Raw genomic sequence first — 13796 nt, forward strand, 5'->3', positions numbered from 1 at the left:
ACCGGCTCACCCCTCCAGCTGCAGCTGGAAGTACCCGGCGGCGCGTTCGCGGCGGTAGCCGAGCGCGGTGTTGACCGCGATCATCGGCGTGTTGTCGTCCGCCACCGACGTGTCGATCCGGCGCAGGGCCGGGTGGCGGGTCGCCGCCTCGGCGAGCATGCGGAGCTTGACCGCGCGGCCGAGGCCGCGGCCGCGGTGGCCGGGCAGCACCGCCGTGTCGTACTGGAGGGCGCGCGGGCCCTCGGGGTCGGTGAGGACGAGCTCCGTGTACGCCGCCACCTCGCCGTCCGGGGTGACCGCGGCGACCGTGGTCAGCGCGCCGCCCCGGGCCAGGATCAGCCGGTGGGCGGCGTGCAGGTGCTCCGCCGCCCAGGTCTGGATCTGCTGGTCCAGGTCCCCGTTCGGCGCGTCGTCCATCGCACCGTGGGCGGCGGCCGCGGCCCCCGCCCAGGCGTCGGGCACGAGGCCGGGCCAGCACAGCAGCTCGTAGCCGGGTGCGGGCGCGGCACCGCCGAGCCGCTCCCGGGCCTCCTGGACGTCCTGTACGTACCAGGCCATCGGCAGGACGTTCTCGAAGCCCAGCGACTGAGCGAACGCCTGGCCGGGGCCGCCCAGGTCCACCTCCGCCGCGACCGAGGTCCGGCCCTGGGCGAGCAGCTCCTCGCGGACCCGCTGCCACAGGGCCGAGCCCACGCCCCGCCGGCGCGCGGCCGGCTCCACCGTCAGCACGTCCAGGAAGGCGGTGTGGTCGTTGCTGCCGTCCGTGAAGAGGAGCAGGGAGGCGACCCCGCCCTCGGTGGCCCAGTGCACGGACCGCCCCCGCACCGGCGGCACCCGCAGCCGTCCGGCCACCTCCCCGGCGGAAGGGGCCGCGAGCTGCGGCAGGTCGGCGTCCCGGGCGGCGGCCAGGACCGCCCGCCAAGCCTCCGCCTCCGCGTCGGACGGGGGTACGGACAGCTCGGTGACCTGCTCGGCGTTCGTCATGATCCGGACCCTAGACGGGGACCCGGGCCCGGCGCTCACACGTTTTCGGTGATCGTCACCCGGCCCCGCCGGATCGTCGCCAGGCGCGGTGCCCGCTTCGCCAGCGCGCTGTCGTGCGTGACCATCACGAAGGTCAGGCCGTGCTCCTTCCACAGCCCTTCCAGCAGGTCCATGATCTCGTCGCGCATCGATTCGTCGAGGTTGCCGGTCGGTTCGTCGGCGAGCAGCACCTTGGGCCGCTTCACCAGCGCCCGGGCGATGGCGACGCGCTGCTGCTGGCCGCCGGACATCTCGCCGGGCAGGTGGCCCATCCGCTCGCCGAGGCCTACGGAGTCCAGTGCCTCGGCGGCCCGCTCGCGCCGGTCGCGCGCCTTGAGGCCGAGCGGGACGAGCGCCGTCTCGACGTTCTCCTGCGCGGTGAGCGTCGGGATCAGGTTGAAGGACTGGAAGACGAAGCCGATGTTCTCCGCCCGGACCCGGGTGAGGCGGGCCTCGGAGACCGTGGCGAGGTCGAGCCCGTCGAGGATGATCTCTCCCGCCGTCGGCCGGTCGAGGGCGCCGAGCATCTGCAGCAGGGTGGACTTGCCGCCGCCGGTGGGACCCTGGATGACGAGCCGGCCGCCGTCCTCGATGGTCAGGTCCACGCCGGCCAGCGCGTCGATGGATTCCTTGCCGCGCCGGTAGCGCTTGGTGACACCGGTGAGTTGGTACATGTCGTTCCTTCGCTCGCTCAGAAGTACGTACGGTCGGCCGCGCGGGCGGCCGGACCTGCGGTGCGGACCCGCAGGCCGGGCCCGCGGCGCGGACGGTTATTCGACGCGTCGCAGGGCGTCCGCCGGCCGCAGCCGGGAGGCGCGCCAGCCGCCGAAGCCGCCCGCGATCAGTCCGCCCGCGACGGCGAGTGCGACGGCCAGAGCGATGGTGGAGAGCGAGACGGGCGCGGTGAGCGCGATGTCGAGGGCCTTGCCCGCGCTCTGCCGGGCGGAGCGCATCATCCCGCCGCCGCCACCTCCGCCGGCGCCGCCGCTGCCGCCCGCGAGCTGCGCGGTGAGCTTCGGGCTGATCGCGGTGATGGCGTAGGCGGCGCCGAGCCCGAGGCCGATGCCGAGCGCCCCGCCGATCAGGCCGTTGACCAGGGCTTCTCCGGCGACCTGGCGGGTGACGCGGCCGCTCTTCCAGCCGAGCGCCTTGAGGGTGCCGAATTCGCGGACGCGCCGGGAGACGGCGGAGGAGGTCAGCAGGCCGGCGACGAGGAAGGCGGCCAGCAGGACGGCGTAGGAGAGCCACTTGCCGACGGTGGAGGCGAGGGAGGCGGCGGTGGAGAGCGAACCGGAGACCGTGTCGGCCAGGTCGGCCGAGGTGGTGACGGTGGTGTCCGGGACGTTCTTCTGGATGGCCTGCTTCACGGAGCCGATCGCCTGGGAGTCCTTGGCCTGGACGTAGACCGTGGTGATCTTGTCCGGGGTCCCGGCGAGGGTCTGGGCCTGCTTGAGCGGGACGTAGACGTTGGCGGCCGCGTCTGCGCTGTCGGCGGTGGCGATGCCGACGACCTTGAACTTGGCCGTCTTGATGGTCACTTCGGAGTCGACGGCGAGCTTGTTCTTCGTGGCGTAGGCGCTGTCGACGACGGCGACGGCCGCGTCGGTCTCGCCGGCCTGGAAGCCGCGACCCGAGGTGATCTTCGAGGTGGTGAGCGGGCCCAGTTCGGGCCGCGTGACGTCCGCGCCGTACACGGAGAAGGAGTTGACGTCGAAGTCGGCGCCGCCGCCCTCGACCTTGCCCGTCGTGCCGCCCGCGGCACCGCCCGTACCGCCGCCGGTGGCGCCGGGCTTGGCGGCGGCGCCGCCACTCGCGGCGCCCTCCGCCCGCTTGAACTCACCGCGCTTGAACTGCCCGTTGACCTTCATCACCTGAAGGCTGAGCCCGCCGACGGCCTGGGCGACGCCTTCCTGGCCGGACACCTTGGCCACGGTCGCGGCGTCGAGCGTCTGGAAGCCCTGCGGCATGACGAGGTCGCTGCTCTGCTCGGCCTCGGCGTCCGTGTCGCCCTCCCCCTTCGCGTCGAACTGGAACCGGGGGCGGGCGGCCGTGTCGCCCTCGGCCGGCGGGGTCTGGGCCTTGGTGACGGTCATGTCCGTCCCGAGGCCGTAGAGCGACTGGAGGACCTTGCCCTGCGCCTGCGCCATCCCGGCCGAGACCGAGGTGACGACGATGACGAGGGCGATGCCCAGGGCGAGTCCGGAGGCGACGACGAGCGCCGCCTTCCTGCGGCGGCGCAACTCGCGCCGGAGGTAGGTGAAGAACATGCGGCCGAACCTAGGCAGCACCTCTGATCGCCGGATAAGCCGCGGGTAAGAGTCGGATGAGAAGACGAACGGCGGGGAGCCGCGCCGGGTTTCACCCCGGGGGCTCCCCGCCGTCGTCGCGAGGGTTCCGTTCTATCGGCGCGTCAGAGGGCCGCGCCGGCCTTCCAGTCCGCCCAGCTCATGTTCCAGCCGTTGAGGCCGTTGTCCGGCTTGATGGTCTTGTCCGGGGAGTTGACGACCGTGACGACGTCTCCGATGAGGGAGTTGTCGTAGAACCAGGCCGCCGGCTGGTTCGGGTCGTTCGCACCCTTGGCATCGTTCAGGCCGACACAGCCGTGGCTGGTGTTGACGCTGCCGAAGATCGAGTCCGAGCCCCAGTAGTTGCCGTGGACGAAGGTGCCGGAGTTCGACAGCCGCATCGCGTGCGGAACGTCCTTGATGTCGTACTCGCCCTTGCCGTCGTCGTCGGTGAAACCGACGGTGGCACCGTTCATCCGGGTCTCCTTGAACTTCTCGGAGATCACCATCTGGCCGTTGTACGTCGGGTTCTCCGGGGAGCCCGCCGAGATCAGGATGGTCTTGAGGACCGCGCCGTCCCGGGTCACCGTCATCTTCTTGGTCTTCGCGTCGACCGTGGAGACCTGGCTACGGCCGATCTTGAAGGTGACGGTCTTGTTCTGCACGCCCTGGATGCCGGGGCCGCCCTGGACGCCGTCCAGCGCCAGCTTCAGCGTGACGGTGGAGTTCGCCTGCCAGTACTTCTCCGGGCGGAAGTCCAGTCGCTGCGCGCTGAACCAGTGGCCCACGACTTCCTGGCCGCTGGTGGAGGTGACGGTGATGCCCGCCTGGACGGCCTTCTTGTCCTTGATCGGCTTGTTGAAGGTGATCGAGACCGGCATGCCCACGCCGACGGTCTTGCCCTCGTCCGGTATGAAGGAGCCGACGAAGCTGTTCTCCGGGGAGACGGTGGTGAAAGAGGCGTTCTCGTGCGCCTCGCGGCCCGCCTCGTCCTTCGCGGTCGCCGACAGCGCGTACTTGGTCGAGCGCTTCAGCGCACCGTCCGGCTTCCAGCTCTTGCCGTCGTCGGCGATCTTGCCCGCCACCGCGGCGCCGTCGCTGGCCTTCAGCTCGACCTGGGTGAGCGTGCCGTCGACGACGGTCACGTTCGCGGCGTCGTTCAGGCCGACGTTGGCGGCGCCGTCCTTGGGAGTGATGGTTATTCGCGCCTTGGAGGCGTCCTTGGCCGCCGCCGCGTCGACATCGGCCTTGGCCGAGGCCTCCCCGTCGGCCTTCGGCGCGTCCCCCCCGCCACCCGCGTCATTGCATCCCGCGAGCACCAGTACGCCACCGAGTACGGCGGATATGGCCACCAGGGACCTTCTCCGACGCTTGCTGTCCGTCCTCACACGCCACTCCATCGTTGCGGAACCCCGTTCCCCGGACAGGGGGGCATGACCCCCCTGCCTCGTCCTGACAACGCGTTGACACCCCGAGTCGCTTCCACATCCCATTCGAATGTGGTCAACCCCACCGTCAGACGCTGTCAGCCTCTTCGTCGATGTCCCCATCTTCCTCGTCCAGGTCCCACTCCATGGACTCGGGGTCGTATTCCACGGGCTCGCTGCTCCAGGAAGCCTGCGCGAGCTCCACTCCGGGGATATCCGCGACCAGGTCGGTCGGGTCCACCAAGTAGGCCAAAGCCTCCGATTCGTCCTCCCGGACCGCGGCCTCCGCGTGGGCGCGCTCCTCGTCCGGCATGAACTCGTCGGCCTTGATGTGCGCGAGCGCGGCTCCGGTGAGCGCGTCCACGTCGGGTACTTCGAGTACCAGATCCACCCGAAGTCGTACATAACGTGATGTCTCAGAAGGGTTCATACGACGGAGGGTAATCCCGCGCAATCCCCGGGTTTCCCACGACCCGCCCCTTTCCCCGACATCCACGCACCCGGCGAGCGGGGCATTTACTCCTGATGTCCAAAAATGAGCGATATTCACCGAGATGGGGCCGACCCCCCTCCCACCGGCGCCTTCCCGCCGGCTTCTTCGCCACCGGGCCGAAGCCCGGAGCGCACCGGAGGTACCATCACCGGACACGGCCAATTCGCTGCTGCCACAAGGGGGATCGCACCGTGTCCGCACGTCGATCGACACTCACCGCTCTCGGAGCGACCACCCTCCTCGCCGCTCTGTGGTTCGTCCCGTCGGCCAACGCCACCGCCCCCGGGCACGCGACCGCCGCCGCCGGCGCGTCCGCCGCCGAAAGCGCCCGGGTCCAGGCCGTATCGGCCGTATCGGGCGCCGGCGTCTCGCTCGAGCTCGCCGACAGCGGCGGCATCGACACCACCCCGTACCTGCTGGGCGGCACGCTATGCCTAGGCCTCGGGGCCGGCTTCGTGGCCTTCTCGATCCGCAGCTCGCGCACGCGGTAGCGGCTGGCGCGGCAGGCACGGGCCCCGCGCTCCCGCACGGGTTCCCCGCACGGAAAAGGGCCGCGGCCCGGGGTGGTGCCCCGGGCCGCGGCCCTTGCCCGTTCCACGGGAGGCGATCAGGCCAGGGGGCCCGTCACGGCCTCCACGGCGGTCACGAGCGCACCCGACCGGACGAACGCGTCCGCGGCGGCCAGGTCGGGCGCGAGGAACCGGTCCGGCCCGGGACCCTCCACGCCCGCCGCGCGCGCGGCGGAGATGGCGGCCTGGCTGGCCGGCGCCGGGGTGAGCCCGTGGCGCAGCTCGATGGCGCGGGTGGCGGCGTACAGCTCGATCGCCACGATCCGGGTGAGGTTGTCGACGGCGGTACGGAGCTTGCGCGCGGCCGACCACCCCATGGAGACGTGGTCCTCCTGCATGGCGGAGGAGGGGATCGAGTCGGCGGAGGCCGGGACCGCGAGCCGCTTCATCTCGCTGACCAGGGCGGCCTGCGTGTACTGGGCGATCATCAGACCGGAGTCCACGCCGGCGTCGTCCGCGAGGAACGGCGGCAGGCCGTGGCTGCGGTTCTTGTCGAGCAGCCGGTCGGTGCGCCGCTCCGCGATGGAGCCGAGGTCGGCGGCCGCGATGGCGAGGAAGTCCAGGACGTACGCGACCGGGGCGCCGTGGAAGTTGCCGTTGGACTCCACGCGCCCGTCGGGCAGCACCACCGGGTTGTCGACGGATGCGGCCAGCTCGCGCGAGGCCACCAGGGCGGCGTGCGCCATGGTGTCGCGGCCCGCACCGGCGACCTGCGGGGCGCAGCGCACGGAGTAGGCGTCCTGCACGCGCGGGGCGGACTCCTCCTGGAAGTGCCCGGTGAGCCCGGAGCCCTTCAGGACGGCGGCCATGTTGGCGGCGGAGGCGCCCTGGCCGGGGTGCGGGCGGATGGCGTGCAGCTCGGGCTGGAGGACCTTCTCCGTGCCGAGCAGTGCCTCCAGGGTCAGGGCGGCGGTGATGTCGGCGGAGGTGTACAGCTTGCCGAGGTCGGCGAGGGCCATGACCAGCATGCCGAGCATGCCGTCGGTGCCGTTGAGGAGGGCGAGGCCCTCCTTCTCGCGGAGCTCGACGGGGGTGATCCCGGCCTCGGCGAGCAGCTCCCCGGCGGGCCGGACGACCCCGTCGGGGCCTTCCGCGTCACCTTCGCCCATGAGCGCGAGCGCGCAGTGCGACAGCGGGGCGAGGTCTCCGGAGCACCCGAGGGACCCGTACTCGTGGACGACGGGGGTGATCCCGGCGTTGAGGACGTCGGCCATCGTCTGCGCGACGGACGGCCGCACGCCGGTGTGCCCGGAGGCGACGGTCTTCAGCCGCAGGAACATCAGCGCGCGCACGACCTCGCGCTCGACGCGCGGGCCCATGCCGGCGGCGTGCGAACGGACGATGTTGCGCTGGAGCTGCGCACGCAGCTCGGGGCTGATGTGCCGGGAGGCGAGTGCGCCGAACCCGGTGGACACCCCGTAGACGGGCTCGGGCTTGGCGGCGAGCGCGTCCACGATCGCGCGAGCCCGCCCCAGCGCGGCAACCGCCTCACCGGAAAGCTCGACGCGGGCGTTGCCGCGAGCGACCGCGATCACGTCCTCGGCGGTGGTCCCGGACGTTCCCACCACGACAGTTTGCATATCCATATTCAGCACCCTACGGACTGAATCCCTTCATGTCACCCCTCGAATCCACCAGGCGGCGGACTCACCCGGCGCAGGCCAAAACCCAGCCCCGCCGACGTTTGAGGCGCGGGACCCGGGGCGAAGCCCAGGCGCCCTTTTTCAGCCCGCCCGGCGCGCTTGAGGCCGTGGCCGTGCGAAGCCCGCGCCCGTCCGGCGCTTGCCCCCGGGGTCCGGGCAGAGCCCGGAGACACCCCCCGGCAGCCGGCGCGGCGCGGCGCGGCGCGGCGGCGACGGCTACGCCCGCCCCCGAAACCGCCGCCGCTCCCCCGCATCCCGCTGCGCCGCATCCGCCAGCCGGACGACCGCCGTGTCCCGCCCCGCCACCACCGGCTTCGGCGATCGCGCGGCCTTCGCCTTGTACTGCGCCGCGTCCGCCAGCCGGAACAGCCGCCGCGAGGACTTCACCGGGCCGATCGGATCCCCGGTCGACGCGACCCCGCAGGCGACCCCCTCGCCCAGCTCCAGTTCGGCGGCGCGCAGGCACACCTCCTCGGTGACCCGCACCACCTCGTCCGCCGAAGGCCCGACGCTGACCAGGCAGAACTCGTCCCCGCCCAGCCGCGCGACCAGAGATCCCGGCAGCATCGCCCCGCACAGGCTGAGCACGGAGCCGAAACGTTCCAGCAACCGGTCGCCCATCGCATGGCCGAGCGTGTCGTTGACCTTCTTGAGGCCGTTCAGGTCACAGACGACCAGGCTGACCACGGTCGCCGGACCGCCCGCCCCGCCCGCCCCGCCCGCATCGCCCGCCCCGGCCGCCCCGGCCGCCACGCTCCTGCGGTGCTCCTCCAGCGCCTCGTCGAGCCGCATGTCCACGGCCCGCCGGTTGGCCAGCCCGGTCAGCGGATCGGTGAAGGCGAGCCGCCGGGCCTCCTCCAGCCGGTCGTTCTGCGCGAGCCCGGCCGCGACCACCGCCGCCAGGACGGTCGCGAACTCCGCGTCGTCCTCGTCGAAGTCCGGCAGCCCCTCGTCCCTGGCCACGTACAGCTCGCCCCACGCCCGCCCGCTCAGCACGATCGGCGCGACCACGCACGTCCCGCGCCCGCGCCCGCGCAGCGCCTCTCCCCTGCGGCCCGGCCGGTCCCCGACCGCGCTCTCCACCCAGGCGTGGGGTCCGCCACCGCCCACCCAGCGCTCGTGCAGGAACTCCGTGATCTCCGGAAAGTCGTGGACGGGGTACGACTCGTCCTCGGGGAACTCCTCCTCCCCGGCCCGGCGCTCCCCCTCGTTCACGAGCACCCGCAGGCGCCCGCGCTCCCGCTCCCACGCGGAGATGGCGGCGAACGACCCGTCCATCGCCAGCCTCGCCCCCCGCGCCGCGGCCCGGACACTGTCCCGCGGCGCGCACGCGGCCGCCATGGCCTGCGCGAGGCCCACGACGGCTCGAAGCCGCCCGTCAACACCCATCACCCCAGGTTAGAGGTTTTGTCCGATTTGGTGACAATTGACGCGACATTCGGTGGCACCAAGATCACGCCTGGTGACGGGAAAACGCGGGCGCCGCGAACCCACCCCGGGCAACAGGGAAGGTCACACCCCCGGCCACACCGGCCTGCGCTTCTCGTTGAACGCCGCCACGCCCTCCGCCCGGTCCCCCGAGAAGGCGGCCGAACGCCACGCCGCGTCCTCGATCTCCAGCCCGGCCGTCAGGTCCATCCCGTGCCCGAGCCGCAGCGCCCGCTTCGCCGCCCGCAGTCCGACGGGGGAGTTCGCCGCCATCCGCGCGGCCAGGGCGAGCGCCTCTTCCCGGTCCGACCCCGCCGGGACCACCGAGTCGACCAGCCCCAGGGCCAGCGCCTCGCCGGCCTCCACGCGCCGCGCGGTGAAGATCAGCTCCGCGGCCCGCGCCGCCCCCACCCGCCGGGGCAGCAGCTGCGTCCCGCCGCCTCCGGGGATCACGCCGACCGACACCTCGGGCAGCCCCACCACCGCGGTCTCGTCGGCCACGATGACGTCGCACGCGAGGGCCAGCTCGAAGCCGCCGCCCAGCGCGAACCCGTGCACCGCCGCGATCGTCGGCATCGGCAGCTCCAGCACGCCCCCGTACGCGCCCCGCGTGGTCGGCCGCTGCCGCACCAGCTCGGCGTCCGACAGGGAGTTGCGCTCCTTGAGGTCCGCGCCCACGCAGAACGCCCTCCCGGCGGTCGAGGAGAGCACGACGACCCGTACCGACGCGTCCGCCGCGAGCGAGGCGCAGGCGGAACCGATCGCCCGCGCCATCTCCGTGGACACCGCGTTCATCGCCTTGGGCCGGTCCAGGACCAGCTCCACGACACCGCCGTCATGCCGGCGCACGGCCACGAATTCCGACACGGGCGATGCATCCGATACGGGCGATGCAGGCGATTCGGGTGATGCAGAGACAGGCTCGGACACAGGGCGACCCTCCCGGTTAACGAACGTTACCCGGGGATCTTAGGGTTCCGCCGCGTCAGCGACCAGGGCTCCACGAGACCCAGCCCGCGCACCGGCCGCTGCCACATCGGCTGGAGCGCGAAGCGGTACACGCCGCCGCCCTCCTCCGCCTCCGCCTCTTTCTCCGATACCGGCGCCGCGCCCGTCCGCCCGAGCTCCTCGGCCATCGCGCCGTCGACCAGCACGGCGTCCTTCGGCGCTATGGACGTGAGCCGCGAGGCCAGGTTCACCGTGGTCCCGAAGACGTCGCCCATCCGGGTCGTCACGGTCCCGAAGGCGATGCCCACCCGCAGCTCCGGCATCTGCGGATCGGCGCCCATCGTCTCGATCAGCCGCAGCGCGATCTCCGCCGCCGTGCCCGCGTCGTCGGCGCAGTACAGCACCTCGTCGCCGAGCGTCTTGATCAGCCGGCCGCCGTGCGCCGCGACCAGGTCCGCCGCCGTGGTCTCGAAGGCCTCGACGAGCTCGCCGAGCTCCTCCTCCTCCAGCCGCCGCGTCAGACGGGTGAAGCCCACCAGGTCCGCGAATCCCACCGCGAGCCGCCGGTCGACCATCTCCTCGTCGTCCGCCACCTGCACGACCCGCCCGGTCGCGGCCGCCAGCTGGCGCCGCCACACGTAGACGAGGAACTCCTCCAGCTCCGGCAGCAGCAGCTCGACCAGCGGGTACGTGACCTCCGTACGGGTCATTCCCGGCTCCGGCGGCTCCGTCAGCCCTTCCAGGAAGGAGTCGATCTGCCACTCCGCGAGCCGTGCCGTGGTCTGCCCGGTGGACCGTGCCACCTGCACCGCCATCGGCTCGCTGAGCAGCCCGGCCTCGACGAGGCCGGCGAGCCGGCGCAGCGCCAGTACGTCCGCCTCCGTCAGGGCCTTGGCCTGGCCGATGTCCGCGAAGCCCATGGCCCGCCAGAAGCGGGAGGCGAGCTCCATCGAGACTCCGGCGCTGCGGGCCGCCTGGAAGGGGGTGTACCGGCGCTCGGCGCCCAGGATCAGCTGCTCCAGGCGGATGGCGAGCGGGTCGGCCGTCGGCTGGGCCGTGTGGTCGACCTCGTGGTGGGGAGTGTGCTGGTCGCGGCCGATCGGGGTGGCCGGGCTCGCGGCCGCGCCGGAGGCCGGCGCGGTTCCGGAGCCCGACGCGGTTCCGGAGGACGGCGCCGTTCCGGGGGCGGGCGCGCTGGACTGCGGGTCGTCGACGGTCAAGGGCCGCCTCCTGTCCATATCCGTGCGCACTGCCCAACCGGTTGATCACCGCAAGGACCGGGATCGCCTAAACCATACGGCAGGTGTGCCGTAGCTCACTCCCCTGCTCCGTCACCCGGGGGCGGCTGCCCGGCGGCTTACCGGACCGACCGCAGATGGACCACGTCCCCTGCCCCCACGGCCTCCCGCTCCCCGTCCGCCGTCCGTACGACGAGCCGCCCGTCCGCGTCCACCGCTTCGGCCGTCCCGGTGAGAGTGCGCCCGCCCGGGAGCTCGGCCCGCACGTGCTTGCCGAGGGTCGCGCAGCCCGCCGCGTACGTCTCCTGCAGACCGCTGGCCGCCGGATCGCCCCCGGCCGCGCGCCAGTCCCCGTACCACTGCTCCAGCGAGCGGAGCACGGCCTTGAGCAGCGGGTTCCGGTCGGTGACGGAGGCCTTGGCCAGCAGCAGCGATCCGGCGGTCTCCACCGGCAGCTCGTCGTCGGTCATGGTCACGTTGAGCCCGATCCCGATGACGACCCCGTCGTCGACGCGCTCGGCGAGGATCCCGCCGGTCTTGCGCTCCTCCCCGTCCACGGCGACCAGCAGGTCGTTGGGCCACTTGAGGGCGGTGTCCACCCCGGCGGCCCGCGACAAGCCGGTCGCGGTGGCCACCCCGGCCAGCAGGGTCAGCCACCCCCACCGCTCCGGCGGCACCTGCGGCCCGGGCTTGAGCAGTACGGAGAAGAACAGTCCGGACCGCGCCGGGGCGATCCAGCTCCGGTCCAGCCGCCCGCGCCCGGCGGTCTGCTGCTCGGCGACGAGCACGGCCCCCTCGGCCAGCTCCCCGGCCCGCGCGGAGAGGTCGCTGTTGGTCGACCCGGTGGACCCGACCACCTCCAGCGAGGTCCACAGCCCCTCCCCGGTCACGAGAGCCCGCTGCAGCGCGGCGACGTTCAACGGCGGCCGGTCCAGGTTCGACCAGCGGCCCGCGGAAGCTCCGGTCGAAGCCCCGCCTGATGCATCTGATGGCGTCATGCAAGCCAGATTAGGTGTGTCAAACGCCGCACTGCCGAGCGCCATGCCCGCCGATACGCTACGCACCAGTAGCTAGTAGTAGTCACGTAATTTGCCAGGCCGTTGACACCACGCAGGGAGCCGCGACCCCGATGTCACAACCGTCAGAGCCGATCGACATGCACACCACCGCGGGGAAGATCGCGGATCTGCAGCGCCGCGTCGAGGAAGCCACCCATGCCGGGTCCGGGCGGGCGGTGGAGAAGCAGCACGCCAAGGGAAAGCTGACGGCGCGTGAGCGGGTGGCCCTCCTGCTGGACGAGGGGTCCTTCGTCGAGCTCGACGAGTTCGCCCGGCACCGGTCGACGAACTTCGGGCTGGAGAAGACCCGCCCGTACGGGGACGGCGTCGTCACCGGCTACGGCACCGTCGACGGGCGTCCCGTCGCCCTGTTCTCGCAGGACTTCACCGTGTTCGGCGGAGCCCTCGGCGAGGTCTACGGCCAGAAGATCATGAAGGTGATGGACTTCGCGCTGAAGACCGGCTGCCCGCTGGTCGGCATCAACGACTCCGGCGGCGCCCGCATCCAGGAGGGCGTCAGCGCGCTCGGCATGTACGGCGAGATCTTCCGCCGCAACGTGCACGCCTCCGGAGTGATCCCGCAGATCAGCCTGGTCGTCGGGCCCTGCGCCGGCGGGGCCGTGTACTCCCCCGCCATCACCGACTTCACGGTCATGGTCGACCAGACCTCGCACATGTTCATCACCGGTCCGGACGTCATCAAGACCGTCACCGGCGAGGACGTCGGCTTCGAGGAGCTGGGCGGGGCGCGCACGCACAACAGCACGTCCGGCGTCGCGCACCACATGGCGGGTGACGAGAAGGACGCCATCGAGTACGTGAAGTCGCTGCTGTCCTACCTCCCGTCGAACAACCTCTCCGAGGCCCCGGCCTTCCCCGAGGAAGCCGACACCGAGGTCTCCGAGACCGACCGCGAGCTCGACGTACTGATCCCGGACAGCGCGAACCAGCCGTACGACATGCACACCGTGATCGAGCACGTGCTCGACGACGCGGAGTTCCTGGAGACGCAGTCGCTGTTCGCGCCTAACATCCTCACCGGCTTCGGCCGCGTCGAGGGCCACCCGGTCGGGGTCGTCGCCAACCAGCCGATGCAGTTCGCCGGCTGCCTGGACATCGACGCCTCCGAGAAGGCGGCCCGCTTCGTACGGACCTGCGACGCCTTCAACATCCCGGTGCTGACGTTCGTCGACGTGCCGGGCTTCCTGCCGGGCACCGACCAGGAGTACAACGGAATCATCCGGCGCGGCGCGAAGCTGATCTACGCGTACGCCGAGGCGACCGTCCCCCTGATCACCGTCATCACCCGCAAGGCCTTCGGCGGCGCCTACGACGTCATGGGCTCCAAGCACCTGGGCGCCGACCTAAACCTCGCCTGGCCGACCGCGCAGATCGCGGTCATGGGCGCGCAGGGCGCGGTGAACATCCTGCACCGCAGGGCCATCGCCGAAGCGGAGGAGGCCGGCAACGCCGAGGAGACCCGGGCGCGGCTCATCACCGAGTACGAGGACGCGCTGCTGAACCCGTACACGGCCGCCGAGCGCGGTTACATCGACGCGGTGACGATGCCGTCCGAGACCCGGGCACACGTGGTGAAGGGGCTGCGGCAGCTGCGCACCAAGCGGGAGTCCCTGCCCCCGAAGAAGCACGGCAACATCCCCCTCTAGCCGGCACCACGAGGAGC

The 13796-nt window shown here is 72.2% G+C and carries 12 protein-coding genes; 2 read left to right on the top strand and 10 right to left on the bottom strand.

Annotation, left to right across the window (positions count from 1 at the left end; all coding sequences use genetic code 11):
• Nucleotides 1–6: 6 nt before the first annotated feature.
• The 5 genes from J7F03_RS00960 to J7F03_RS00980 form a co-directional block, all read right to left on the bottom strand.
• Entirely contained in the window at nt 7–984 is a 978-nt protein-coding gene (locus tag J7F03_RS00960) for a GNAT family N-acetyltransferase (RefSeq protein ID WP_214946684.1), read from the bottom strand.
• A gap of 35 nt (nt 985–1019) precedes the next feature.
• Nucleotides 1020–1697 carry an ABC transporter ATP-binding protein gene (locus J7F03_RS00965; protein ID WP_214946685.1) on the bottom strand — a complete coding sequence of 226 codons (678 nt, stop codon included), beginning with the start codon at nt 1695–1697 and terminating at the stop codon, nt 1020–1022.
• 96 nt (nt 1698–1793) lie between these two features.
• A complete protein-coding gene (locus J7F03_RS00970) occupies nt 1794–3290 on the bottom strand; it encodes an ABC transporter permease (RefSeq protein ID WP_214946686.1) in 1497 nt (498 codons plus the stop codon).
• A gap of 143 nt (nt 3291–3433) precedes the next feature.
• On the bottom strand, nt 3434–4708 hold the full coding sequence (locus J7F03_RS00975) for an Ig-like domain-containing protein (RefSeq protein ID WP_214946687.1): 1275 nt from the start codon (nt 4706–4708) through the stop codon (nt 3434–3436).
• 115 nt (nt 4709–4823) lie between these two features.
• The gene (locus J7F03_RS00980; protein ID WP_214946688.1) at nt 4824–5165 is read right to left on the bottom strand and encodes a hypothetical protein; all 342 of its coding nucleotides are present in this window, start codon (nt 5163–5165) and stop codon (nt 4824–4826) included.
• A gap of 254 nt (nt 5166–5419) precedes the next feature.
• Between J7F03_RS00980 and J7F03_RS00985 the strand changes: the two genes are divergently transcribed.
• Nucleotides 5420–5719, top strand: a complete 300-nt coding sequence (locus tag J7F03_RS00985; protein ID WP_214946689.1) for a hypothetical protein — start codon at nt 5420–5422, stop codon at nt 5717–5719.
• A 116-nt stretch (nt 5720–5835) separates the two neighbouring features.
• On the opposite strand, the gene hutH is transcribed toward J7F03_RS00985, so the two are convergent.
• The 5 genes from hutH to J7F03_RS01010 form a co-directional block, all read right to left on the bottom strand.
• Entirely contained in the window at nt 5836–7377 is a 1542-nt protein-coding gene (hutH, locus tag J7F03_RS00990) for a histidine ammonia-lyase (protein WP_214946972.1), read from the bottom strand.
• Nucleotides 7378–7656: 279 nt separating this feature from the next.
• A complete protein-coding gene (locus J7F03_RS00995) occupies nt 7657–8829 on the bottom strand; it encodes a GGDEF domain-containing protein (RefSeq protein ID WP_214946690.1) in 1173 nt (390 codons plus the stop codon).
• A gap of 123 nt (nt 8830–8952) precedes the next feature.
• Nucleotides 8953–9735 carry an enoyl-CoA hydratase/isomerase family protein gene (locus tag J7F03_RS01000; protein ID WP_214946691.1) on the bottom strand — a complete coding sequence of 261 codons (783 nt, stop codon included), beginning with the start codon at nt 9733–9735 and terminating at the stop codon, nt 8953–8955.
• An 89-nt stretch (nt 9736–9824) separates the two neighbouring features.
• Nucleotides 9825–11036: an adenylate/guanylate cyclase domain-containing protein gene (locus tag J7F03_RS01005; protein ID WP_214946692.1), complete on the bottom strand. Its 1212-nt coding sequence runs from the start codon at nt 11034–11036 to the stop codon at nt 9825–9827.
• Between the two features lie 137 nt (nt 11037–11173).
• Nucleotides 11174–12052 (bottom strand): biotin--[acetyl-CoA-carboxylase] ligase, encoded by an 879-nt coding sequence (locus J7F03_RS01010; RefSeq protein WP_214946693.1) that lies wholly within the window; start codon nt 12050–12052, stop codon nt 11174–11176.
• A 131-nt stretch (nt 12053–12183) separates the two neighbouring features.
• Here J7F03_RS01010 and J7F03_RS01015 point away from each other — a divergent pair, with 131 nt between their 5' ends.
• Nucleotides 12184–13779 (top strand): acyl-CoA carboxylase subunit beta, encoded by a 1596-nt coding sequence (locus tag J7F03_RS01015; RefSeq protein WP_214946694.1) that lies wholly within the window; start codon nt 12184–12186, stop codon nt 13777–13779.
• The last annotated feature ends 17 nt before the right edge of the window (nt 13780–13796 follow it).

It is taken from the genome of Streptomyces sp. ISL-43 (assembly GCF_018614195.1).
Classification (GTDB): Bacteria; Actinomycetota; Actinomycetes; order Streptomycetales; family Streptomycetaceae; genus Streptomyces.

Coding starts and splice junctions, on each gene's coding strand:
- J7F03_RS00965 (WP_214946685.1), bottom strand. CDS start 1,697: ATGTACCAACTCACCGGTGTCACCAAGCGCTACCGGCGCGGCAAGGAA.
- J7F03_RS00980 (WP_214946688.1), bottom strand. CDS start 5,165: ATGAACCCTTCTGAGACATCACGTTATGTACGACTTCGGGTGGATCTG.
- J7F03_RS00975 (WP_214946687.1), bottom strand. CDS start 4,708: ATGGAGTGGCGTGTGAGGACGGACAGCAAGCGTCGGAGAAGGTCCCTG.
- hutH (WP_214946972.1), bottom strand. CDS start 7,377: ATGCAAACTGTCGTGGTGGGAACGTCCGGGACCACCGCCGAGGACGTG.
- J7F03_RS01015 (WP_214946694.1), top strand. CDS start 12,184: ATGTCACAACCGTCAGAGCCGATCGACATGCACACCACCGCGGGGAAG.
- J7F03_RS00960 (WP_214946684.1), bottom strand. CDS start 984: ATGACGAACGCCGAGCAGGTCACCGAGCTGTCCGTACCCCCGTCCGAC.
- J7F03_RS00995 (WP_214946690.1), bottom strand. CDS start 8,829: ATGGGTGTTGACGGGCGGCTTCGAGCCGTCGTGGGCCTCGCGCAGGCC.
- J7F03_RS01010 (WP_214946693.1), bottom strand. CDS start 12,052: ATGACGCCATCAGATGCATCAGGCGGGGCTTCGACCGGAGCTTCCGCG.
- J7F03_RS00970 (WP_214946686.1), bottom strand. CDS start 3,290: ATGTTCTTCACCTACCTCCGGCGCGAGTTGCGCCGCCGCAGGAAGGCG.